We start from the raw sequence: 22,692 nt of genomic DNA, 5'->3' as shown, positions 1-22,692 counted from the left end.
TGTACAACGCATTTACTCCGGGCGCGGCGGGCGCGGCGGGCACAGCGAGGGGAGGCGGTGGCCGGTGTGCGGCCGCCGCCTCCCCGGGTGCGGTGAGGGGTGCTCAGGCGTCCGTCAGCCGGTGCTGTCCGTGCTGCCGGTGCTGCCGGTGCTGCCGGTGGTGCCCGTCTTCTGCGTCAGGTCGTAGAACGTGGCCGATCCCGCCGTGACCTTCTTGAAGGTCTTCTCCACCCAGGAGGTGATCTGGGCGGAGGTGCCGTTGCCGCCCATGCCGCCGCCCATGCCGCCGCCGGAGATGAAGTAGTGGATCCGGCCCTGCGCCACGTACTGCTGGAACTGGGCCAGGGTCGGGGACGGGTCGGTGCCGTTGAAGCCGCCGATCGCCATGACCGGCTTGCCGGTGGCGAGCTGGTAACTGGCCGCGTTCTGCGAGCCGATGGACGCGGCGGCCCAGGTGTAGGCGGACGCGTCCTGCTCCAGCAGCTTCTTGGCGGCGGCGGAGACGTTCGCGCCGTCGAGCAGGCCGCCCATGCCGCCGGGGCCGCCCGCACGGCCGCCCTCGCCGGTCCGGCCGCCGCCGGGGAAGCCGTTGCCGTTCTGGCCACCGGTGCCGTTCTGGCCGTTGGGGGCGGTCCCGCCGTTCTGGCCGCCGCCCGGGAAGCCGCCGGTGCCGCCGGTGCCGCCGCCCGGGAAGCCGTTGCCGTTCTGCTGGTTCCGGCCCGGCTGGCCGCCCCCGCCGGGGAGGCCGCCGCGCATGCCCTCGCCGCCGCCGGGGAAGCCGCCCCGGCCGCCGAAGCCCCGCATGCCCGCGCCCGCCGGACCCGCCGTGGGGATGGAGCCGGTGTGCGCGGAGTTCACCGTGCTCAGCGTGTACGCCGTCGGACCGGCCAGGCAGGTCACGAAGCCCGCGGCGACCACGGCGACGGCCAGCCGCCGGCCGATCCGGGTCACGAAGACCAGTCCGAGGGCGGTGGCGAGACCGCCGACCAGGACCAGCCAGCGGAGCCACGGCAGGTGGTCGGGGGTGCGGTGCAGCAGGACGTACCCCCACGCGGCGGTCGCCGTGACGGCGGCGGCCAGCGTGAGCGACGCCCAGGTCCTGGACCGCTCCTCCCACAGCACGGTCACGCCCATGCCCACCACGGCCGCGAGGTAGGGCGCGAGGGCGACCGTGTAGTACTGGTGGAAGATGCCCGCCATGTAGCTGAAGACGGCCAGGGTCATCAGCAGCGCGCCGCCCCAGGCGAGGAAGGACCCGCGGGCAAGGTCGGTGCGCCGGGCCCTGCGGGTCACGAGCACCCCGGCCACCAGCAGGATCAGCGCGGCGGGCAGCAGCCAGGAGACCTGGCCGCCGACCTCGGAGTTGAACATCCGGTCCCAGCCGGTCTCACCCCACATGCCGCCCCCGCCGCCGCGCCCGCCCGGACCGCCTCCGCCGCCGACGCTGCCGGTCTCGTCGCCGTTGATCCGGCCGAGGCCGTTGTAGCCGAAGGTCAGCTCCAGGAAGCTGTTGTGCTGCGAACCGCCGATGTACGGCCGGGAGGAGGCCGGCCACAGCTCGACGATCGCCACCCACCAGCCGCCGGAGACGACCAGCGCCAGGGTGGCCAGCGCGAGCTGCCCGAGCCGCTTGCGCAGGGCGACCGGCCCGCAGATCCCGTAGAGCAGGGCCAGCGGCGGCAGGATCAGGAACGCCTGGAGGGTCTTGGCCAGGAAGGCGAAGCCGACCGCCACGCCCGCCCACACCAGCCACTTGGTGCGGCCGTCCTCCAGGGCGCGGACCACGAGGTGCACGGTGAGCGCCATGAGCAGGGCGAGCAGCGCGTCCGGGTTGTTGAAGCGGAACATCAGCGCGGCCACCGGGGTGAGCGCGAGCACCGCGCCCGCGATCAGTCCGGCCGCGGGGCTGAACCGGCGGCGCACCGAGGCGTACACCACGGCGACCGTGAGGACGCCCATGATCACCTCGGGCACGAGGATCGCCCAGGAGCTGAGGCCGAACAGCCGCACCGAGAGCGCCATCGGCCACAGCGCGGCCGGCGGCTTGTCCACGGTGATGGCGTTGCCCGCGTCCAGCGAACCGAAGAAGAACGCCTTCCACGAGGTGCTGCCCGCCTGCACGGCCGCCGAGTAGAAGGAGTTGGCGTAGCCGGAGGCGCTCAGGTTCCACAGATAGAGCAGGGCGGTCGCGAGCAGCAGGGCGAGGAGGGCGGGCCGGGCCCAGCGCGGATCCTCGGGCCGGCCGCGCCACAGGCGGCGCGCGAAGGGCAGCCGCGGATCGGCGCCGTGCGGGGCGGGGGACGCGGAGGGCGGGGCGGCGGCGGGGGCCGGGGGCTCGGCCGTCGCCACGGCGGACGGGCGCGAGGGCGGGGGTACGGAAGGAGACAGGGACGGGGATGCGGACGGTGGCGCGGCCGGGGGTGCGGCCGGGGGCGGGTCCCAGGAGGACGGTCCCGTGCCGGGCTGGCGACCGTTCCGGTCGTGTTCGGTGGTCATCGGGGGTCCTTCTGGTCGATTCCGAGGTCGATTTCGAGGTCGATTCCGAGGTCGGGGCCGTTGCCTTCGGCGGCGCTGCGGCCGATGCCGTCGGTGTCGCTGTGGTCGTGGCGGGTGCCGTACGGGTGCTGGGGCCGGATCGCGACGGGCCGGGACCCCTGCGGGTGCGCGGGCGCCGTCCGTGGTGGCTCCTCGCGCGGTTCCGGGAAGACCCAGGCGCGGAAGAGCAGGAAGCGCAGCACGGTCGCGGCCAGGTTGGCGGCGACCAGGACGGCCAGTTCGGTGGAGTGCGCCGGGGTACTGGTCGCCAGGGCCAGCGCCGCCAGGGAGCCGCTGGTCAGCGCGAGGCCGATGGCGAAGACCACCAGGCCCTGCGCCTGATGGCGCACCGCGCCGCCGCGCCCGCGCACACCGAAGGTCAGCCGCCGGTTGGCCGCGGTGTTGGCGACCGCCGAGACCAGCAGGGCGAGCGCGTTGGCGGTCTGGGAGCCGGCGAACTGCCGGAAGAGGCTGTAGAGCAGCAGATAGAAGAGGGTGGACAGGACACCGACGACGCAGAACCCGACCAGTTGCCGGGCCAGTCCCCTGGGCACGTCCTGGATGTCCCGGTCGCGCGGGTCGTCACCGAAGGGCCGGGCGAGCCGGTCCAGCGGCAGCGAACCGGTGGCCAGAGCCTTGCCGACCCGCCACACGCCCTTCAGATCGTCGGTCGCGGTCCGCACGATGTGCACCGTGGAGTCCGGGTCGTCGACCCAGTCGACCGGCACCTCGTGGATGCGCAGCCCGGCCCGTTCGGCGAGCACCAGCATCTCGGTGTCGAAGAACCACCCGGTGTCCTCCACCAGCGGCAGCAGCACCTGGGCGACATCGCGCCGTATCGCCTTGAACCCGCACTGCGCGTCGGAGAAGCGGGCCTGGAGCGAGCCGCGCAGGATCAGGTTGTAGGAGCGGGAGATCAGCTCCCGCTTGGTGCCGCGCACCACCCGTGAACTGCGGGCGAGCCGGGAGCCGATGGCCAGGTCGGAGTGGCCGGAGATCAGCGGCGCCACCAGGGGCAGCAGCGCGTTCAGGTCGGTGGACAGGTCCACGTCCATATAGGCGAGGACCGGTGCCTCCGAGGCCGACCAGACGGCTCGCAGGGCGCGGCCCCGCCCCTTCTGTTCGAGGCGGGCGCTGCGCACCCCGGCCAGCTCCGCCGCCAGCGCCGCCGCCACCCGCGGGGTGCTGTCGGTGGAGGCGTTGTCGGCGACGGTGATGCGGAACGCGTACGGGAAGGTCCGGGTCAGGTGCTCGTGCAGGCGGAGCACACAGGGCCGGAGGTCCTTCTCCTCGTTGTAGACGGGGATCACCACGTCCAGGACCGGCGTACCGGCGTCCGCGGCCGGGAGGTGCTCCCGTGCCGGGAGAGGACCGGGATAGGGGTCGGTTCGCATGGGACCGACTCTTCTCAACCCCCCTGTCGCACCGATGTGGTGACACTGTGCTGCGCCTGTGAGTGCGGGCCCGGGGCCGCCTTCTCGCAGGGCGCGGGCCGGGCCGGGGCCGCCGGAGGGAGGGCAGAGGGGCCGGTGACCGGGAAGGCAGGGGCGCCGGAGACCGGGAGGGCGGGGGAGCCGGAGACCGGGAGGGCAAGGAGGCCGGTGGCCGGGAGGGCGGGGGAGCCGGAGACCGGGAGGGCAAGGAGGCCGGTGGCCGGTGCGGCGGTCGTGCCGAGGGCGGGCAGCCGTACCGTGAAGACGGTCCGCCCCGGCTCGCTGTCCACGCCGACGGTGCCGCCGTGCGCGGCGGCCACGGCGCGCACGATGGCCAGCCCGAGCCCGGTCGAACCGGTGGCGCGGGAGCGGCCCGAGTCGCCGCGCGCGAACCGTTCGAAAACGTGCGGCAGCAGCCCGGCCGGGATGCCCTGTCCGTCGTCCTCGACGTCCAGGCGCAGCCACGGCCCGTCCCGCCGCACGCGCGCGGTCACGGTCGTGCCGGGCGCGGTGTGCGTACGGGCGTTGGCCAGCAGGTTGACCAGCACCTGCTGGAGGCGTGCCGGGTCCGCCGACACCGCGGCCGGTTCGCCGGGCAGGTCGAGCCGCCAGGTGTGGCCGGGACCGGCCGCTCGCGCGTCGCTGACGGTGTCCACGACCAGCGGCAGGAGGTCGGTCGGCTCGAAGCGCAGCGGCCGGCCCGCGTCCAGCCGGGCGAGCAGCAGCAGATCCTCCACCAGCAGCGTCATCCGGTCGGCCTCGGACTCGATACGGCCCAGCGCGTGCCGGGTGTCCGGGCCGATCCGCTCGCCGCCGCGCCGGGTGAGTTCGGCGTAGCCGCGGATCGAGGCGAGCGGGGTGCGCAGCTCGTGGCTGGCGTCCGCGACGAACTGGCGGACCCGCGTCTCGCTGCGCTGCCGTGCGTGCAGGGCGCCGTGGATGTGGTCGAGCATGCGGTTGAGCGCCAGGCCCACCTGTCCGACCTCGGTGCGCGGGTCGGTCTCCGGTGCCGGGACGCGTTCGCTGAGGTTCACCTCGCCCGCGTGCAGCGGGAGTTCGGAGACCCGGGTGGCGGTGGCGGCGACCCGGCGCAGCGGGCGCAGCGCGACGCCGACGATGGCGGCACCGGCGAGCGAGGCGGCGACGAGCCCGGCGACGGTGACGCTGATCTCCACCAGGACGAGGGTCCGTACGGTGTTGTCGACCTCCGTGGTCGGTATGGCCACGTAGAAGCTGCCGTTGGGGCCGGTGGCGTGGACGACGCGGTAGCCGCCCAGGCCGGGCAGGTCGACGGTGTGCTTGCCCTGGTCCTGGGCGACGGAGCCGAGCGCGGCGCGCTGGTCCGCGGTGAGGGACTTGGCGTCCACCTGCGGGACCCCGGCGTCGTCCCGGGTCTTGTCGCCGACCTCGGCCTCGGTGATGGTGCCGTTCTCGGTCCTGGCCACGACGGTGCCGCCGGGCTGCGGCCCCTTGACGAAGTCGCTGAGCCGGATGTCCTTGGGCTCGGGGGCGCCGAGCCGCTGGTCGGGGGCCCACTGCTTGCCGGGCCGGCCCGGCGGCCGGAACACACCGGAGGCGCGCGCGGCGACCTCGCCGAGCTGCCCGTCGAGCTGTTCGTACAGATGGGAGCGGAGCGCCAGGGCCGTCACCGAGCCGATGACCCCGCAGACCACGGCGATCAGCACGACGGACGCGACGACGAGCCGGGTCCGCAGGGTGCGCGGCTGCCGTCCGCGCCGGGGCCGCCGGAACCGCTGGGTCCGCTGGGCCTGCTGGGCCTGCCGTGGTCCGCCGTCGGTCACGACACCGCGGGCTTGATCAGGTATCCGGCGCCGCGCCGGGTGTGGATCATCGGATCGCGGCCCGCGTCGATCTTGCGGCGGAGATAGGAGATGTACAGCTCGACGACGTTGGCCTGGCCGCCGAAGTCGTACGACCAGACACGGTCCAGGATCTGCGCCTTGCTCAGCACGCGCCGCGGGTTGCGCATGAGGAAGCGCAGCAGCTCGAACTCGGTGGCGGTCAGATGGATGTTGTCGCCGCCGCGCGAGACCTCGTGGCTGTCCTCGTCGAGGGTGAGGTCGCCGACGACCAGCACGGACTCGGAGCGCCGGTCGGCGGCGCCCGCACGCCGGATCAGTCCGCGCAGCCGCGCGACGACCTCCTCCAGGCTGAACGGCTTGGTCACGTAGTCGTCCCCGCCCGCGGTGAGACCGGCGATCCGGTCCTCGACGGCGTCCTTGGCGGTCAGGAAGAGGACGGGCACGTCCGGCAGGTCGCGGCGCAGCCGGCCCAGCACGGTGAGGCCGTCCATGTCGGGCAGCATCATGTCGAGGACGACGGCGTCGGGCCGGAACTCGCGCGCGCTCTTCAGCGCGCCCACCCCGTCGTCCGCGCTGCGGATCTGCCAGCCCTCGTAGCGCAGGGCCATGGACAGCAGTTCGGTGATCGACTGCTCGTCGTCCACCACGAGCACGCGGACGGGGCTCCCGTCCGCCCTCAGCAGTTCGGTGCGCCCCTGGGGCGAAGTCGTGGTCATGTCGGCCACCTTGGCGGCGCCCTCTGAGAACACGCTTGCACGAATCTGTGTTTTCCCTGAGAAACGCACAGGGACCGCTCAGGGAACACCTGGGAGCCTCACCGCTCCGGCCCGCCCGTGCGCCCGCCCGGACCGGCCCCCCTCCCACGGTGTCACTCCAGGCCGAAGAGCCGTGCCCCGTTGTCGTGGCAGACCGCGCGCAGCCAGTCGGCGCCCAGGCCGAGGCGCTCCAGGGCGTACAGCTGCTCGACGTACGGATAGGGGAGGTTGGGGAAGTCCGTCCCGAGCAGGATCCGGTCACCGAGGGCGGCCAGCCGGGGCAGGGCGCGGCACGGGAACGGCGCGAAACTCTCGCCGAAGTCGGTGAACGCCATGGTCGTGTCCAGTCTGACCTGCGGGTACCGCTCGGCGAGGCCGAGGAAGTCCTCGTACTCCGGCATGCCCATGTGAGCGACGATCAGCGGCAGCCGGGGGTGCCGGGCGAGCACGCGGCCGATCGGCTCGGGCCCGGTGTGCTTGCCGGGCGCGGGTCCCGAGCCGCAGTGGATCACGACGGGGACGCCCGCCTCGGCGAGCAGCCCCCAGGCCGGGTCGAGGAGTTCGTCGGCGGGGTCGTACGCACCGACCTGGACGTGTGCCTTGAAGACCCGCGCGCCCGCCTCGACGGCCTCCTGCACGTAGGTGTGCACGCCCTCCTCCGGGAAGAGCGTGGCGGTGTGCAGGCAGTCGGGGGTGCGGCGGGCGAAGCCGACCGCCCAGCCGTTCAGCCACGCGGCCATGCCGGGCTTGTGCGGGTAGAGCATGGCGGTGAAGGCCCGCACCCCGAACTCCCGCAGCCGGTCGACGCGCCGGTCCTCCTCCTCGCGGTACGTGATGGGCCACTCCAGGCCACCGGTGAGCGCGCCGAGCCCGTCGAAGTACTCCCAGACCTTGCGCAGCACCCGCTCGGGCATGAAGTGCGTGTGCACGTCGACGAGTCCGGGCAGGCCGAACCGGCCCTGGAACCGCCGCACCTCGGCCGCCTCCTGTGCCACCTCGGGCGCGGTACGGGGGGTGGGCCGGGGCCGGCGTTCGGGCTGGGGCTGGCGTTCGGGCTGGGGGTGCGGCTGGTGCTGGAGCTGGTGCTCGGGCCGGAGGTGAGGCTGAGGCTGATCGCTCATGCCGCCCACGATCACCCTCGCGCGCGCCGCGCGTCCACCCCCGAGACCCTTCTCGCTCCCCCGCACCCCAGGACACCCGCACCCTCAGAACAGACCACCCTGAACGCCCCTCGCCCGCCCCTGCCCGAAATCCCGCACCGGCAGCGTGAGCCGGTCGCCCCCGCCCGCACCGTCCGCGGCCGGACCCAGCGGCCAGCCGGTCATCAGCCGTGTGTCGAGGACGACGGCCCCGCTGCCGTGGGCCAGATGCAGATCCGGTCCGGCGGCGGCGACCAGCGCACCGCTGACCACGCCGCCCGCGACCAGTTCGCCCACCTCGGCGACGGCTTCGGGAATTCTTCCGTCGCCCCTCCTGTCGAGCCCGTACACGCCGACGTGGTCCACCGGCCGGAACGGCTCCCGCTCCAGCGACTCGGGCCAGTCGGCCAGCGCACCCGCCCGTTCGTGCAGCGCGCTCAGCTCGGCGGCCCGCGCCGCCGGGTCCGGGTCCAGCGCGGAGCGCACGGCGCGCTTCGCGGCGTAGGGGATCCGGTCGGGGACCCCCAGCGCGGCGCGCAGCAGCTCCTCGGTCCGGCGCGCCGCCATCAGCGGTCCGGCGCCGAGCCAGCTGAAGCAGATCGCGCCCTGTTCGAGCAGCCGCACCGGTCCCCGCTCGACCGCGGTGATCCCGACCTTGGTCAGGCCGGGCCCGAACCACGCCAGATACACGTGGTACGGCCGGGGGTCGTCCGCGACCGTGTCGGCGGCCACGGAGTGGGCCCGGTCCAGGCGCGCGCACTCCTCGCACCGCGCCCCCGTGCTCCGCCCCGGCACGGCGGCCCGTACCGGACACGCGTGTCCCCGCGCCCCCACGCAGGTCCGCGCTCCCCCCTCGGCGACCTCGAAGGCCACCCGCTTCCCCCACGGCAGCGCGCTCGTGCGCCCGCCCTGCCACGCCAGCACGGGTCCGTCGGCCGCCCACCGCAGCCCCGCGCACCTCCACACCCGGTCCATCACCCACGAGCGTACGAGCCACCACCGACAACGGCGGTGCCGCGCGACCGCCCCGGCCACCGTCCCTCGCGTCGCCTCACCGTCGGCCGCCGAACTCCCACAGGTGCACCTCGACACCGTCGTACGGCTCGTCGCCCAGTACGGCGCGCGCCGCGGCCGCGTCCCGCGCCCGGACCAGCGCCGCCGTGCCCAGCCACGCGGTGCCGTCGTCCGACAGCAGCGGCCCGTACGCGATCAGGTCGTCGCGCACGTCCGGCACGGCGGGGCCGGACGCCGCCCTGCCCTCAGCCGCGCCGGAGCCGGAACCGACGCCGGGGCGAGGGCGGGGGCCGGAACCGACGCCGGGGCGAGGGCGGGGGCCGGAACCGACACCGGGGCGAGGGCCGGGTCCGAGGCCGATCACCAGGTACCGCCGGCCGTCGGCGGCCCCGCCCGGGAAGTCCCACATGGTGCGCCCCAGCAGATTGCGCCACCGCCGCAGCAGGACGTCCCGGTAGGCCCCGGCCTGGTAGTTGGGCTCGTCGAAGGCGAACGCGCGGGCGGCGGCGGGGCCGGGCAGGTCGAGGATGTGCACACTGCCGAGGAGGGTCTCCTCCTCGTCGAAGACCGGCCCGCGGGCGATCATCCGGTCCGCGTACCCGTCCATGTAGGACCAGTGCGCCTCGACCAGTTCCTCGCGCAGCGCGAGGGATCCCGGCCGGTCCCGGTGGTAGCAGAAGTACTCCATGGCGCGCTCACTCCTGGTGCTGTGCCGTCTGGGACACAAGAGATACCAGGAGACATCACGAGGTAGGGGGGCGCCGGAGGAGTGCGGCCGCTTCCTCGGTCGGGCTCAGTCGGGCTCCAGGAACTCGGCCAGCCGGGCGGTGTCTTCGAGGTAGCGCTCGTAGGGGAAGCCGGCCGCGACGAGTGCGGTGCGGAGTTCGTCGTGGAGCGGCTTCCCGGCGCCGTGGAAGGCCCTCCGGCCGGTCTCGGTGAGGCGCACCAGGCGGCGGCGCGCGTGTTCGGGGTCGACGGTGATGCGCACCAGGCCGTCCGCTTCGAGCGGCCGCAGCGCGCGGCTGATCGCCGGGTCGGACACCGACAGCGCCTGCGCCAGCCCGTGCTGCGTCGTCGGCTCGATGTCCTCCAGCGTGCCCAGGAGCCTGATCTGGCTGTAGGTGAGCCCGCCGGGACCGCCGTCCGTACGCCGCCGGGCCGCCTCGCCCAGCAGCAGGACCACGCGGTGCAGCAGATCTCCGAGTCCGTCATCCACGGCATCACCCTACCTGAGTGTTGACGCGTTAATGTTAACTAGGTAAGACTGAAGCCATGGACGACGACTTCTCCTACCTGGCCCGCTCCGCCTTCCCGCTGGTCTGGATCCTGGTACCGGCCGCCGGCGCCTTCCTGCGCGCCCGCCGTGCCCGCTCCCGCGAGGAGGCGCTGGAGATCTGGCAGCGCTGGTGGGCCATCGGCGCCTTCGGCATCGGGAGCCTGTGGATGACGGTCGCGTTCCTCGCCGTCCCGGACACCATGGCCGAGGCGATCGGCTTCGGCCGGACGCCCTTCATGGTCGAGATCGCCTTCGCCAACCTCGGCCTGGCCGTCATGGGCTTCCGGGCCGCCTCGGCCTCCGCCCGCGAGCGCATCACCATCGGGCTCGGCGGCGGGATGTTCCTCTGGGGCGCCCTGGCCGGGCACCTCTACCAGTGGTTCGCCAACGGCGACCACGCCCCCGGCAACACCGGCGGAGTCCTCGTCAACGACCTCCTGATCCCGGCCGTCATGATCGCCCTGGCGGTACGCTCCCGACGCCTGGCCTCTTCCCCCCGGCCGACCGCGCACGTGCCCGCCTGACGTCCGGGTCCGGGGCTAGATCCGTTCCGCCCAGCCGAACGTGAACCTGTACGCGCCGCGCGCCGCGTCCCGCCCCCGGCCACCCACCAGAAGCGCCACGCCCAGAGCGTCGGCGAACAGCCCGGCAAAGACTCCCGCGACGATCGCGCCCGCCCCGGGCGACCAGACCGCCCCCACGAACACGGTCGCGATGACCACGATCACCAAGCCCATGTGCGCGACGGGCATCTCCACACGGAACAGGGTGCGCACCGCAGCACGCGACGCCCGCATGTCCGCGTCATAGCGCTCCCGCGCCGCGCCCGGATCCGCGTACTCCCCCTCCGGCCACTCCTGCCGCACAGCACCCTCACCCTCTCCGGTCGCCCGCACCACGTCCCCCGGACGTCAGTCTCCCTCTCCGCCGCCGCACTCGCCGGAATCGGCCGAAGGCCCCGGACCCCTTGGGGGCCTCTCGTCCGCCAGGGCTGACCACCACTCGGGGCGGGCCCCTCCTCAGCGGGACAGAGCCGGGTTCCCGAGCACCAGCCGGGGTTGGTTCTCGTAGTCGCAGGTGTCACCGAGCACCTCATAGCCGATCCTCAGCCGTGTGACTCCCGTGACGTCGACGTCGATCCCCTGAGGATCGCCCAGGCCCGCGCGGACATTCTTGAGGTGACGTCCGTCGGCATCGATCTGCACCCTCATCGGCCAGTCGGAGGATCCTCGTCGAGCCCGACTGTCGCGCGGAACTTCTTCCAGTCCGTGCCGAGGTTGTACTCGGTGAACCTGCCGGTGGTGCAGAAGGCCACCGTGACGGCGTCCGCATACGCCTTCCCCTTCAGCGTCCCCGAACCCGCGCTGAGCGCCGCGCTCCCGTCGACGGGGTCGAACAACGTCAGCGACTGCCGTTCCGCGCCGGGGGAGCCGGACGGCGATGCCGAGGGGCCGGAGCCGGGATCAGGGTGATCGGCACTCGGGGCGGTCACCGTCACGGTAGGTCCGGGAACCGTGGCCGTCTCCGTCACCGTGACCCGCACCGCGGTGGGCGAGCTCACCACCGCCGGCAGCCCGAAGAAGCCGAGCAGCAGCCCCAGCAGCCCGGTGCCCGCCGAAATCAGCGCCGCGACCTCTCCGAGCGGCCTGCGCGCGGGCGCGGGTGCCGGAGCGGGCACCGGTAACGGGCCGGGGGGGCGGCGTCGGATCGGGAGGCGGCGTCGGATCGGGGGGCGACGTCGGCGCCGGACCCGGTCCGCCGTCCGGTCCGTGTCCCGGCGCACCAGCTCCTGAAGGCACTCCCGGCATCCCAACCCCCGTTGTTCACCGTCGATTTGGCCTCCGCCGATGATGGCAGCCCCCGATCGGCCCGGTCCAGACATCGCCGCACAACGACCACGGGGCCGGACACCACCACCTCACCCGGCCGCCCGTCCGTGACCGGCAGACACCGGCGGGGGAGCGCACAGGCTTGACGGGCCAACCCGAGAACCCGCCAGAGCCGCCGCCCGATAGGACATTTCCGCAGTTCAGTCCGTTGTTGCGGGGCTTACTGTCCGCTGCCATACCTTCATGGCACTTCACCCGGCACCCGTACGCCACGGGGTACGGGCAGCCCATCACACGCAGGGACATGACATGGACATGATTAAACGATTCCGCCTCTCGGCACAGAAGCGGTCAGGCAAGGACGACCAAGGACTCCGGCCGGGAGACCCGCGCCCTCATGAGCGGATCCTGCGCGCCATCGCCGGAGTCGTCGCCAAGGCTGTCGTCGAGTACCTGTTGAGGTGGCTCTCGTCGTTGCTCTGACCGATGCAGAACGGACCACAGACGTGAGCAGAGCCCGCCCCGCGAGTCCGTGACGCACCCCATCGGCAACTGACGCACCGGCCGGCCCGCGAGCCCCCGTCCCCGCCCGGCGCCTGCTCCGCTCCACAGAGAGCCCTTGATCACCGGAGTTCCGCGTCTCGGGGCGGGACTCCCTTGGTCCAGTCACCCACCCTCACCCTGGGCGGTGTCTTACAGAAGGGCTTCTGTACTTCACTTGCAGCCACCGGGAGTTGCCCCACCCGATGACGGTGACGGCACCCGCTTCCGCACCAAGGGCACGGCCGAAACCCGTGCCGTCCAAACCTGAAACGCAAGAGGCCCCGGATCTCTCCGGGGCCTCTCATCTGTGTGCACTCGGCAGGATTCGAACCTGCAACCTTCTGATCCGTAGCTCTATGTGGATCGGTCAGCGACGGTCATACCGGACGGGCGACGGCTCTACGAGGACGCTACCCGACGATGCCGGTTGCTGTGGTTGCTGTACTTCACTGCTGTACTGCAACCAACCGTCAGAAGCCCTGCCACTGCAACAGCATCGGCAATTGCGCTGACCGCTTCCCCGAACGGGCGCCAGAAGATCACCACTACGACGATCACCGTGATCAACCACGGCTGAGGGGCCGGGTTTGACAGAGACCGCCTGATTGGGGCCACACTCATGATGAGCCTCCTATGGGTTCGTGGCCCATCTCCGCCGCCTCGCCGGCAAGCCTGAGCAGCGGAGGTGGGCTTCCTTGCGCTCATCAACATCTTGTGAACGACAGCCTCAACAGGGCAAGTTGTCTGCCAACTGTCGTAGATGTTCCCTGCAACTTATCCCCGCGACAAAGCTAGTGCTCAGAAGTTCGCCAGTCAGGCCGCCACCGAGGCGACGAGCCTCAGCTGGGCCAGAATTCGACACATAGCGCCACATAATGAAGTGATGCAGGTCACACAAACATGGTTCCTCTTGGGACTGCCCAGCAGCCAACTCGATTTGTGTTGGTGCCAAGTTGGCGACACCGGGAAACTGAGAATTTCTGCCGGGACGCGAGCGACTCCCTGGCTACCTCAACCCACCACTCTCCCCCGCTCCCATCCCGCGCCCACCACTACAAACCCGCGGGCGGCAACGGCGCCCCCTCGCCCCCGGTGCCGGCCGATCCCCCGCCGGAGGCATCGTCTTGACCGTGGCCCGCGTTCTGCGGTACTCGCCTTATGGCTTTCGGCCCTTCCCGTGTGCGGGCGCGCGTCGGCGCAGCCCGCACGGAGCGGGCCGAAGGCAGGAGCGCGGGCGCAGCCAGAGCCGGGAAGCGCGCCCGGCGGAGCGGAGCGCAGCCGGGGCTTGATGAGGTAGGGGGATCTGTAACAACGGCCTCAGGTCTGCTCGTCGTCCTCCGGCTCATCGCTGTCAGGAACGGCAGCCGGAGCCAGGCTGACTGGGATGGGAGCATGAGTTGTGTTGATCCGCAGGCACCCGTCCGTGCCGAACATGGCGATCAGTTGGGACAGGTGAGCTCGGGCCAGGCTGCGGCTGGGGCTTGGTCCGTCGATCACCCGCGTGCCTCCAACTCTGCCCACACGACCTTCCCCCAGCGCCGCTCATCCGCGCCCCAGTTCGCCACCAGCGCCACGACAAGGGCCAAGCCACGTCCGCCCTCCTCGTCATCCTTCGGCGCGCACGGCACGGGCAGCGCACGGGAGAAGTCCGCGACGGCCACCCGTACCGTGCGCGGCGCGATGCGTTCCACCATCACGCGGATGGACCGCCGCCTGGCGTGCCGAACGGCGTTGGCCACCAGCTCGGAGACGATCAGCACGGCGTCGTCGGTCAGGTCGTCGAGCCCCCAGGTGGAGATGGCGGCTCGTACGAGGCCGCGTGCGGTCGCGGCGCTTTCAGGATCACGCGGCAGCGTCTCGCTGTAGCCGGGGTGCCCGGTCGGACGGATCCGCGTTGTAGGTTGCGGCATGTCGGTCTGCTTTCTCAGATCGGCCGGGCCCTGGGGCCGTTCCCGCGGTCGCCAGGGCGTTGTGCGTTCCGGAAGCCGGCGCCCTCTACCGAGGACCCAGCTCCTCCTGCCGGGCTTCGGAGACCCGTGTCACCGCAGCAGACCGTTGACCACCGGTCTGCTGACCAGGCGGCGTTCAGTGAGAGGGCCGTCCGGGGGCCCTCCCATGGGTCGCCACGTGGTGACGGAAACGAGCATGAACGTCAGCGAACTTCCGGCCAATCACCCATCGTTCTACTTTCGTTCCACTTTCGTCCCGCGGCTTACGCGCGTCTGCTTCGATGACGGTGGAAGGGAGTGACGCGTGGCCACCGTGCACCAGTGGACCGGCTTAGAGACCAGGGCCCTGCGTCTCGCCTTGCGGTTGAGCGTGCGTGCCTTCGCCGGGCACCTCGGACTTGCCGTCGCCACGGTCTCGAAGTGGGAGAGCAAGCGCGCGGCAACCGAGCCACGACCCGACACGCAGGCCATCCTCGACACCGCCCTCGCCCGCGCGGATGCCTCCGCCCATCTGCGCTTCGAGACGATCTTGTCCGGGATGGCCGGCACCGTACAGAATGCTGCCCGCCGCGTCATCGGCACCGGCCCGCGCGCTTGGGAGTACGAATCGTGGGCCGAGGACCTGGACCGCGTGGTGATCGCGCTCTCCCAGCAGAACTTCGCCTTCGCCGACAGCCTCCTCAGCCGCTGGCTGACCCAGTACGACGCCCGGGAACCGGACGAGAAGGGCCTGTATCTTTTCGCCCGCTCGACCGCACTGCTCGGTGATCTCAAACGCGACCAAGGCTGCGTACTCGGTCCCCTTTCCGCCCAGCACTCGTATGCGGCGGCACGCGCGGTCTTCACTCAGCTGGGCATCCCGCGTCGGGTTGCCCAGCTCGACCTCTCCCTCGCGGTGGTCGCGGAAATGTCCGGCAAGTTGGAGATCGCAGCCCGCCCATACGAAACCCTCGCCGCCGACGACCGGCTCTCCCTCCGGGACCGCGCCAGGGCCCGCCTGTGGGTCGGTACCGCGCTGAGCAAGAACGGCCGGCATGACTACGCGACCCACGTCATGCAGGCCGCGACCCGCGACTTCGAGGACCTGACCGAACCCGATGACTGGTCGGTGGCCCACCAGAAACTCGCCCTTGCCCGTCGTGGTGCCGGCGACCTCCCCCAAGCCCTGCACTTCATCGGCATCGCCCGCAGCAGTGGGACCACCGACTGACCGATGCAACGCGTACGGCTGGACACCGCCTACGGCCACATCCTGCTGTCCGATCCGGCGACCCGGGATGATGGACTCCTCGTCCTCGGTCAAGCCATTCGCACGGCCGCCCGGTACGGACTCGTGCACCAACTGCGCAGCATCGAGGGCATCAAGGCCACGAGAGAGAGCCGGATTGGCCCCCGGAGACGGTGACAGGGAGAGACGCGTGGGCGACAACCAGCAGGCCATTACCGAGGACCAGTGGCACCGGGCCGCGCTGATCTGGGAGTACCACCAGATGCGCCACGCTCCGCAGCCCGTCGACGTGGCGATCGGCCTGGGCAGTCACGACCTCGGCGTCGCCACCCGCTCCGCCGAGTTGTACCGCGCCGGGCTGTTCCCGACCCTCGTCTTCACCGGCGGCAACAGCCCCACCACCGCCAAGGTCTTCCCACGCGGCGAAGCCGTCCACTTCCGCGAGCACGCCATCGACCTCGGCGTCCCCTCCGAGGCGATCCTGCTCGAACCGTCCGCCGGCAACACCGGGCAGAACATCACCCTCTCCCGTGCGGTCCTCGCCGCCGTCGGCATCGTCCCGGCCACCGTGCTCCTGGTCTCCAAGCCGTACATGGAACGGCGCTCGTACGCGACCGCCCGCAAGCTGTGGCCCGACGTCGAGATCCTCTGCGCGTCGGAGCCGTTGGAACTCGACGACTACGTGAAGTCCATCGGTGACGGGAAGCTCGTCCTGGACATGCTCGTCGGTGATCTCCAGCGGGTGATCGAGTACCCGAGGCACGGATTCGCCATCGAACAGGACGTTCCGGCCGATGTGCGTGGGGCGTACGAAGCCCTCATCCGCGACGGCTTCACCAGCCGCCTCATCGCTTCCTGAGCTGCCGTCCCCGGGGGGGGGACCGCCGCATGAACGCGAGCATCCGCCACCAACGTCAGAGGCCCCGGATATCTCCGGGGCCTCTGGTCCGATGTGCACTCGGCAGGATTCGAACCTGCAACCTTCTGATCCGTAGTCAGATGCTCTATCCGTTAAGCTACGAGTGCTTGTTCTGTTTTTTGTCTTGGCTTCCGGTCCTTGCGGCCCGTTCGCGGCGACAGGAAGAACATTACATGACTGCCGCCGCCATGTGAAATCCATTCCCCGCACCCCTTGTGACCTGCGGAAACGTGGTGCGGTGGGGGGAGGGCCGGGGGGCGGGAACGACGAAGCCCCGGTCCGATGGACCGGGGCTTCGTGATCTTGCGCGGAGGCGGAGGGATTTGAACCCTCGATGGGCTTTAAGGCCCAAACCGCATTAGCAGTGCGGCGCCATAGACCGGACTAGGCGACGCCTCCAGCACAACCGCCCACGCGAGCGCGTGATCGGTGCGTGCAGATGATGACACAGACGAGCGGGGTGTCACCAATCGCCTCCCACGGTACTAGGCAGGCGGGCCCCAGGGCAAAGCCCTTCCGGTGGGGTCGAGCGGGTCGGGCGCAACGTCTCGGGGCGCGGCGCGTTAGTCCGGGCATGGTCCAGGTCGGTTCTTCCTCAGCGTCGTCGTCCGCCTCCCGCGCGGCTTCGGCTCGCGCCGCTTCCGCGCGCCGGTTCCGGTTCCTCCTCGGGGCCGCCGCGTCCCTGGCGGTGCTGTCCGCCGTGTCCACCATGGCCGCCGGGCCCGCCTCGGCGGCCCCGGGTGTCCCGGGCGTCCCCGGTGTCTCCCCCGTCTCGGTCGGCCCCGGCTCGGTCAGCCCCGGCTCGGTCGGCGCGCCTCCGCCGGTCCGGCCCGAGGACCGGGGCGGTGACCACCTCACCGTGACGGTGCGGCACGCCGGTGCGGGCAAGGACGGGACGTACGAGCTGTACTGCCACCCGGGCGGCGGCAGTCACCCGGACGTGCGGCGCGCCTGCCGGGTGCTGGACGGGCGGACGCGCTGGGGCCGGGACACCTTCGCGCCGGTCCAGGAGGGCAGCGTCTGCACGCTCCAGTACGGCGGTCCGGCCACCGCGCACATCACGGGGACCTGGGCGGGACGCCCGGTGGACGCGCGCTACGACCGCCGCGACGGGTGCGCGATCAGCCGCTGGGACGGGCTCGTGCCGGTGCTGCCCGGCCTCGGGAGGTAAGGCGCGGAAGACCGGGGCGGGCGGGCGGAGTCCGGCGCGCGGCGGACCCTGCGGTGACCGGTTCACGGAACCGTGCGGTCACAGGTTCGACGTCACTTCCCCGTGCGACCTCCCTCTCATCCGGCGTCGCGCGCGCAACCTCAGCGCTTAGACTCGCTCGCGTGACACTCCGCGGGCCGGTTGGGCAAGATGGCCCCCGCGGTGGGCAAGGAGCGGTGACAGGAAGGAAGCGTTCGTGAGCAGCAGGCCATCCCGAGGCGCTGCTCGCCTCGCTGCCATACTCGACGCGCTGCCCGACGCGCTGTTGCTGGTCAACGCCAACGGCACCGTCGTCAACGCCAACACCATCGCCCTGGAGACCTTCGAGACGCCGGGCACCGCCCTGGTGGGGCGCGGGCTGCTCGATCTGCTGCCGCAGTTCGACTCCAAGCTCATCCCCGGTTCGATGCGCCGCCCCGACCACATCGACCCGCGCGCGCGGACCAAGCCGACCCGGATGACCGCGCGGCGCACCGACGGGACCGAGTTCCCGGTCGAGGTCACGAGCGCGAATCTGCCGAACGGCCAGCACGCCTACGACGGCTCCGGCTACACCGGCGACGAACTGCTGATGCTGGTCGTCCGCGACCTCGCCGGCACCGTCGACACCGAGGCCGAACTGGCCCGTTCGCAGCGGCAGACCGAGATGATCCTGCGGGCCGCGGCCGAGGGCGTCGTCGGCACCGACACCGACGGGCGCATCGTGCTCGTCAACCCGGCCGCCGCCCAGATCCTCGGCTACCGCGCCGGTGAACTCGGCGGCCGCGAACTGCACACCCTCGTCCTGCACTCCCGCGCCGACGGCTCGCCGTTCCCGTACGAGGAGTCCCCGCTCGCCGACACCCTGCGCTCCGGGCGCAAGCACCGGGTCCGCGGCCAGGTGCTGTGGTCCAAGGCGGGCGACAAGGTGCCCGTCGACCTGACCACCTCGCCCGTGCGCGACGGCGACCAGCTCGTCGGCGCCGTGATGACGTTCACCGACCGGCGCCCCTACGACGCGCTCGTCGAGGCGCAGACCGCCGCCGAGGAGCAATACGCGCAGGAGCGGGAGCAGCTCGCCGAGGAGCACGCCGCCGCACTGGACACGCTGCGCCGCCGCCATGCCGCCGAGGTCGAGGAGCTGATCGAGCGGCAGGCGGAGGAACTGGCCGCGGGCGAGGACCGGTACGCCGCCCTGGGCGAGCGCGAGAAGGACCGCTACGAGGCCCTCGCCGCCCGCCACGAGCAGTTGCTGACCCTGCTGGGCGACTCCCTGCGCGGTCCCCTGGACGAGCTGCGCCGCGAACTGGCGGCCCTCGCCGCCGACGACGCCGGCCAGCTGTGGCCCGAGGCCAACCAGGTGCTGCACCACCTCTCCGCCGGTTACTCGCGGATCACCACCCTCATCGACAACGTCCTCGGCTACCAGCGCCTCGACATCGGCAGCGAGGAGATCACCCGTACCAAGGTGATGCTCGACGCCGTCGTCGCGGCGGGAGTCGACGGGGCGGTGGACCTGGTCGGGCCCGGCCGGGTGCAGTTCGCCGTGCACGCGCCGCCCATCGAGGCCGAGGTCGACCCGGGCCGCCTGGCCACCGCGCTCGCGCACCTCGTCGCGGACGTCGCGGGCGTGGACGCGACCGGCAACGCGCCCGTGTCGGCGGCCGGTTACATGGACAACACCGTGGTGGTCGCGGCGGCGCAGCGCGGCTCGGTGGTACGCATCGAGGTGCGCGGGCCGTACGCCGGCGGCGACCCGGTGCACGAGCCGATCGTGCGCGGGATCGTCCGGGCGCACGGCGGTGTGCTCCAGACCCACCAGGTGCCGGGGATGAGCGGCAGCGCGTACGTCCTCGAAGTGCCGATCGGCGGCGGGGCGGGCGCCGTCGCGGCGGGTCTGCCCGGTGTCCTCGGCCCGGCGGCTCCGCACACGGCCGCCCTGGGCCCGGCCGGACCCGGCCCCGGACCGGGTCAACCCGCCGTGGACGCGGGCGTGGGCGCGGGCGCTGAGGCGGTCCCGGGGGGTGCGGCGGGTGCCGCCGTGGTCGCCCTGCCCGCGCAGGCTTCGGGCTCCGCCACGGCGCCCGGCGGCGGACGGCGCCGTGCCCGGCGGTCCTCGACGGACGCGTTCCTGGACGGTGACGGCGAGCCGGGCGGCAGCTCGGCGCCCGACGCCGGGACCGCCGCAGGACCGGGTTCCGGCGACGTGCCCGGTGCCGCGTCGGCTCCGACCGGACGGCGCAGGCGGCGGGCGGCCGAGGCCCCCGCATCCGGGTCCGCGTCCGGGTCCGGGTCCGCGGCCGCGTCGGCATCCGCTCCGGGCGCCTCTTCCGGCTTTCCCGGCTTTCCCGGGTCATCCGGCACGGACGGTTCCGGCGGCACAGACGGTTCCGGCGGCACGGGGCGGCGGCGCGGCCGGCCCGCCGAGGATCCCGATGTGAGCGAGGGCGCCGTGCTGACGGCGGCCGAGCACGCCGCGGGTACGGCGGCGACGGGCACCGGCCTCGGCGGTACGGTGCCGCCGCAGGGCGTGCCCGCACCCGCCGCGCCCACCGGCCGCCGGGCCCGGCCGCAGACCGGCGAACCGCACGCACTGCCCCCGGCTCTGCCCGCCGCCCCGGACGGCCCCGCCGACGAGGCACCCGGCGCGGCGGCCGACGCGGGCGCCGTCCCCGCCGCCCTCCAGCCCGGTGCCGGTGACGCCGCCGCGCAGCCGACCGGGCGCCGTCGGCGTGCCCTGGCGGCGGCGAACGAGCGTGCCGCCGCGCAGGAAGCGGCTCCCCGTACGGTCTTCGCGCTGCCGCCCGCCGACGCGGACCGGCCCGCCGACCAAGCCGACGACGATGCCGAGGGCGAGGGCGAGAACGGCGTCCGTCTCGGGGCGCCCGGGGTGCCCGGTGCCGAGGCCGGTGGTCCGCCGGTTCCGCCACCGCCGCCGCACCGGCCCGCCGTGCCGCACGTGCCGCAGCAGGCCCAGGCTCAGCCCCAGGCCCAGGCCCAGCAGCCGTCCGCAGCGCGGGGCGCGGTGACGGCTTCCGGCGCCGATGACGGCCGACACGACGCCGTGGGCCACGACCAGGCTGAAGATCACACTCCGCCGCAGCCCCACCCCACGAGCGCGCCCACCGGTCGCCGTCGGCGGGCGATGACCCAGCCCCCCGAGGGCACGATCGCCCCTGCCCCGCCTAGCCCACCTGTCACACCCGCCTCACCCGCCTCACCCGCGTCTGCTCCCCCGGCGGTGCCCGGACCACCGAACACCGGCCCACAGAGCTCCGGACCGCAGGCGCCAGGTGCTCAGGCCCCGGGCCCGCAGGTCCCCGGGCAGCCGCTGCCCGCGCGTCACCCGCTGCCCGCCCGGGGCACGGGTCCCGTCCCGGCCGGACAGCCCACCCCTCCCGCGAGCACCCCCGCGGGCGCCCCGGTTCCGCCGCAGCCGTGGCCCGGCGGCGCCGACGACACCTCGGGCACCGGCGTCCCCGTACCGCCGCCGCCGAACGGCGCCACCGGCTCCGTACCGGCACCGCCCGGCCGTCCCCCGGTCCCGGGCGCGCCGCCCTCCGTGCCGTCCGCCCCCGTCCCGGACGCCGGTACGCCACCCCACGGCACGCCCGGCCACGCCACCCCGGCCACCGGCACCCCTCTGCCGCCCGAGCAGCCCGCCGGCCGTCCTCAGGGCCAGGGCCGACCGGGCGTCAGGCCGCCGAGGGCCGCCCAGCCGCTGCCCGCCGAGGCCGCCGCCCCGGCGGACCCCGACTCGACGCAGGGGCGTTCGATCAGCGTGCGCACGCTCGGGCAGGGCGTGCCCTTCAGCCGTCAGGCCGCTCAGGTGCAGCAGCCGTCCGCCACCCCGCCCCCGCACGCGCCGGGCGGTTCCGGGCGCCGCCGCAAGCTGGGCACCCCGCCCGACCCGGCCGCCACGCGCACCGAGCAGCAGCGCCCGGAGCAGGGGAGCCGCCCGCACCCGTCGGCGCCCGAACGGCCCGCCGCGCAGCCCGCTCCCGGCCGCGCGCCCGCCATGCCCCCCGCCCCGGCAGCCCCTCCGGCCCCCGTAGCCCCGGGAGCCTCCGGCGCGCCGGGCGCCCCGGCCCCGTCGCCGCTGCCCGGCCCCGGTCAGCCGCGGCGCGCGCCGGGCACCGAGGGCGCCGGACGCTCGTACGCCATAGGCGCCCCGGACGAGAACGCCGCCGAGGGACCCGAGCCGCTGGACGGACCCGGCGGCGCCGTGGAGGTCGCGGATCCGCCGCGCCCGCAGCCGATGGACGACGAGCTGCCGCCGGAGCCGCTGGACAACCCGCGCAGGCTGCTGGTCTGGCCCGCACCGGACGTCACCACGCAGCAGGCGCTCAGCGACCGCGGCTACCGGCCCGTCATCGTGCACTCGCGCGAGGAGGTCGACGCGCAGATCGCGGCGTTCCCCGCCGCGCTGTTCGTCGACCCGCTGACCGGGCCGATCACCCGGACCGCGTTGCAGTCGCTGCGCCAGGCGGCGGTCGCCGCGCAGGTTCCGGTGCTGGTCACGGCCGGACTCGGACAGGCGACCCGGGAGGCGGCGTACGGTGCCGATCCGGCCGTCCTGCTGAAGGCGCTCGCGCCGCGCGACAGCGAGCAGCACCCGCCGCGCGTCCTGCTGATCGAGGAGCACACGGAGATCGCGCTGGCGCTGACCGCGACGCTGGAACGGCGCGGGATGCGGGTGGCGCGGGCCGAGAGCGACGCCGACGCGGTGGCGCTCGCGGGGCAGTTCCGGCCGAATCTGGTGGTGATGGACCTGATGCAGGTGCACCGCCGCCGGGCCGGGATCCTCGACTGGCTGCGCGCCAACGGGCAGCTCAACCGCACCCCGCTGGTGGTCTACACGGCCGCCGTCGACCAGGCGGAGCTGCCGCGGCTGGCGTCCGGCGAGACGGTGCTGTTCCTCGCGGAGCGGTCGACCAGTACCGAGGTGCAGACCCGGATCGTGGACCTGCTGGCCCGCATCGGGACCAACTGACGTACGCCCGGCCCCCGTCCCCCGTACCGGACCGCGTGCCGGGGCACGCCCTCGCGGCGGCCTCGCG

At 73.3% G+C, this 22,692-nt stretch carries 16 protein-coding genes, 2 tRNA genes and 1 pseudogene; 5 read left to right on the top strand and 14 right to left on the bottom strand.

All coding sequences use genetic code 11. The annotated features are described in order from the left end of the window. Positions 1-114: 114 nt before the first annotated feature. From B086_RS0110250 to B086_RS0110215, 8 genes are all read right to left on the bottom strand, one after another. Positions 115-2,496, bottom strand: coding sequence for a glycosyltransferase family 39 protein (locus B086_RS0110250; protein ID WP_018566323.1), 2,382 nt, complete (start codon positions 2,494-2,496; stop codon positions 115-117). Next, the gene (locus B086_RS39685) at positions 2,493-3,929 is read right to left on the bottom strand and encodes a bifunctional glycosyltransferase family 2/GtrA family protein (RefSeq protein ID WP_234029288.1); all 1,437 of its coding nucleotides are present in this window, start codon (positions 3,927-3,929) and stop codon (positions 2,493-2,495) included. The genes B086_RS0110250 and B086_RS39685 overlap by 4 nt, the downstream gene beginning before the upstream one ends. A 14-nt stretch (positions 3,930-3,943) precedes the next feature. Then, positions 3,944-5,770, bottom strand: a complete 1,827-nt coding sequence (locus B086_RS0110240; protein WP_018566322.1) for an ATP-binding protein — start codon at positions 5,768-5,770, stop codon at positions 3,944-3,946. Continuing rightward, entirely contained in the window at positions 5,767-6,507 is a 741-nt protein-coding gene (locus B086_RS0110235) for a response regulator transcription factor (protein WP_199790734.1), read from the bottom strand. The genes B086_RS0110240 and B086_RS0110235 overlap by 4 nt, the downstream gene beginning before the upstream one ends. 152 nt (positions 6,508-6,659) lie before the next feature. Beyond that, positions 6,660-7,667, bottom strand: a complete 1,008-nt coding sequence (locus tag B086_RS0110230; protein WP_078531049.1) for an amidohydrolase family protein — start codon at positions 7,665-7,667, stop codon at positions 6,660-6,662. A gap of 84 nt (positions 7,668-7,751) precedes the next feature. After that, positions 7,752-8,660, bottom strand: a complete 909-nt coding sequence (locus B086_RS0110225; protein ID WP_018566319.1) for a DUF2797 domain-containing protein — start codon at positions 8,658-8,660, stop codon at positions 7,752-7,754. 76 nt (positions 8,661-8,736) lie between these two features. Next, a complete protein-coding gene (locus B086_RS0110220) occupies positions 8,737-9,387 on the bottom strand; it encodes a YciI family protein (RefSeq protein WP_018566318.1) in 651 nt (216 codons plus the stop codon). 105 nt (positions 9,388-9,492) lie between these two features. Beyond that, a complete protein-coding gene (locus B086_RS0110215; RefSeq protein ID WP_018566317.1) occupies positions 9,493-9,915 on the bottom strand; it encodes a MarR family winged helix-turn-helix transcriptional regulator in 423 nt (140 codons plus the stop codon). Positions 9,916-9,971: 56 nt separating this feature from the next. Between B086_RS0110215 and B086_RS0110210 the strand changes: the two genes are divergently transcribed. Continuing rightward, positions 9,972-10,499 carry a DUF6790 family protein gene (locus B086_RS0110210; protein WP_018566316.1) on the top strand — a complete coding sequence of 176 codons (528 nt, stop codon included), beginning with the start codon at positions 9,972-9,974 and terminating at the stop codon, positions 10,497-10,499. A gap of 15 nt (positions 10,500-10,514) precedes the next feature. Here B086_RS0110210 and B086_RS0110205 read toward each other — a convergent pair whose 3' ends face one another. The 4 genes from B086_RS0110205 to B086_RS0110185 form a co-directional block, all read right to left on the bottom strand. Next, positions 10,515-10,841 carry a hypothetical protein gene (locus tag B086_RS0110205; protein ID WP_234029287.1) on the bottom strand — a complete coding sequence of 109 codons (327 nt, stop codon included), beginning with the start codon at positions 10,839-10,841 and terminating at the stop codon, positions 10,515-10,517. A 153-nt stretch (positions 10,842-10,994) separates the two neighbouring features. After that, positions 10,995-11,186, bottom strand: coding sequence for a hypothetical protein (locus B086_RS0110200; RefSeq protein WP_018566314.1), 192 nt, complete (start codon positions 11,184-11,186; stop codon positions 10,995-10,997). Next, positions 11,183-11,653 (bottom strand): hypothetical protein, encoded by a 471-nt coding sequence (locus B086_RS0110195; protein WP_018566313.1) that lies wholly within the window; start codon positions 11,651-11,653, stop codon positions 11,183-11,185. The genes B086_RS0110200 and B086_RS0110195 overlap by 4 nt, the downstream gene beginning before the upstream one ends. A gap of 2,187 nt (positions 11,654-13,840) precedes the next feature. Continuing rightward, on the bottom strand, positions 13,841-14,257 hold the full coding sequence (locus tag B086_RS0110185; RefSeq protein WP_018566311.1) for an ATP-binding protein: 417 nt from the start codon (positions 14,255-14,257) through the stop codon (positions 13,841-13,843). 343 nt (positions 14,258-14,600) lie between these two features. Here B086_RS0110185 and B086_RS0110180 point away from each other — a divergent pair. Then, a pseudogene (locus B086_RS0110180) lies at positions 14,601-15,701 on the top strand (helix-turn-helix domain-containing protein). Positions 15,702-15,714: 13 nt separating this feature from the next. After that, positions 15,715-16,383: a YdcF family protein gene (locus B086_RS0110170; RefSeq protein ID WP_018566308.1), complete on the top strand. Its 669-nt coding sequence runs from the start codon at positions 15,715-15,717 to the stop codon at positions 16,381-16,383. Between the two features lie 94 nt (positions 16,384-16,477). Here the strand turns inward: B086_RS0110170 and B086_RS0110165 are convergent. Together B086_RS0110165 and B086_RS0110160 are read right to left on the bottom strand one after the other, a co-directional pair. Next, positions 16,478-16,550: transfer RNA gene (locus B086_RS0110165), tRNA-Arg, on the bottom strand. A gap of 201 nt (positions 16,551-16,751) precedes the next feature. Continuing rightward, positions 16,752-16,842: transfer RNA gene (locus tag B086_RS0110160), tRNA-Ser, on the bottom strand. Positions 16,843-17,152: 310 nt separating this feature from the next. On the opposite strand from B086_RS0110160, the gene B086_RS0110155 reads away from it, so the two are divergent. Beyond that, on the top strand, positions 17,153-17,614 hold the full coding sequence (locus tag B086_RS0110155) for an SSI family serine proteinase inhibitor (RefSeq protein ID WP_234029293.1): 462 nt from the start codon (positions 17,153-17,155) through the stop codon (positions 17,612-17,614). Between the two features lie 235 nt (positions 17,615-17,849). Further along, complete coding sequence (locus tag B086_RS0110150; protein ID WP_078531042.1) at positions 17,850-22,625, top strand: hybrid sensor histidine kinase/response regulator; 4,776 nt, start codon at positions 17,850-17,852, stop codon at positions 22,623-22,625. Positions 22,626-22,692 lie beyond the last annotated feature (67 nt).

The sequence above is a fragment of the Streptomyces sp. PsTaAH-124 genome (assembly GCF_000373685.1).
GTDB lineage: Bacteria > Actinomycetota > Actinomycetes > Streptomycetales > Streptomycetaceae > Streptomyces > Streptomyces andamanensis.
Note: the sequence above shows the minus strand (reverse complement) of the source record. Positions and strands in the feature narration are given on the sequence as shown.

Excerpts from the sequence above, each read along its gene's own strand:
- B086_RS0110225 (WP_018566319.1), bottom strand. The coding sequence starts at position 8,660 with ATGGACCGGGTGTGGAGGTGCGCGGGGCTGCGGTGGGCGGCCGACGGA.
- B086_RS0110155 (WP_234029293.1), top strand. The coding sequence starts at position 17,153 with ATGGCCGCCGGGCCCGCCTCGGCGGCCCCGGGTGTCCCGGGCGTCCCC.
- B086_RS0110220 (WP_018566318.1), bottom strand. The coding sequence starts at position 9,387 with ATGGAGTACTTCTGCTACCACCGGGACCGGCCGGGATCCCTCGCGCTG.
- B086_RS0110230 (WP_078531049.1), bottom strand. The coding sequence starts at position 7,667 with ATGAGCGATCAGCCTCAGCCTCACCTCCGGCCCGAGCACCAGCTCCAG.
- B086_RS0110185 (WP_018566311.1), bottom strand. The coding sequence starts at position 14,257 with ATGCCGCAACCTACAACGCGGATCCGTCCGACCGGGCACCCCGGCTAC.
- B086_RS0110235 (WP_199790734.1), bottom strand. The coding sequence starts at position 6,507 with ATGACCACGACTTCGCCCCAGGGGCGCACCGAACTGCTGAGGGCGGAC.
- B086_RS39685 (WP_234029288.1), bottom strand. The coding sequence starts at position 3,929 with ATGCGAACCGACCCCTATCCCGGTCCTCTCCCGGCACGGGAGCACCTC.
- B086_RS0110200 (WP_018566314.1), bottom strand. The coding sequence starts at position 11,186 with ATGAGGGTGCAGATCGATGCCGACGGACGTCACCTCAAGAATGTCCGC.
- B086_RS0110210 (WP_018566316.1), top strand. The coding sequence starts at position 9,972 with ATGGACGACGACTTCTCCTACCTGGCCCGCTCCGCCTTCCCGCTGGTC.
- B086_RS0110250 (WP_018566323.1), bottom strand. The coding sequence starts at position 2,496 with ATGACCACCGAACACGACCGGAACGGTCGCCAGCCCGGCACGGGACCG.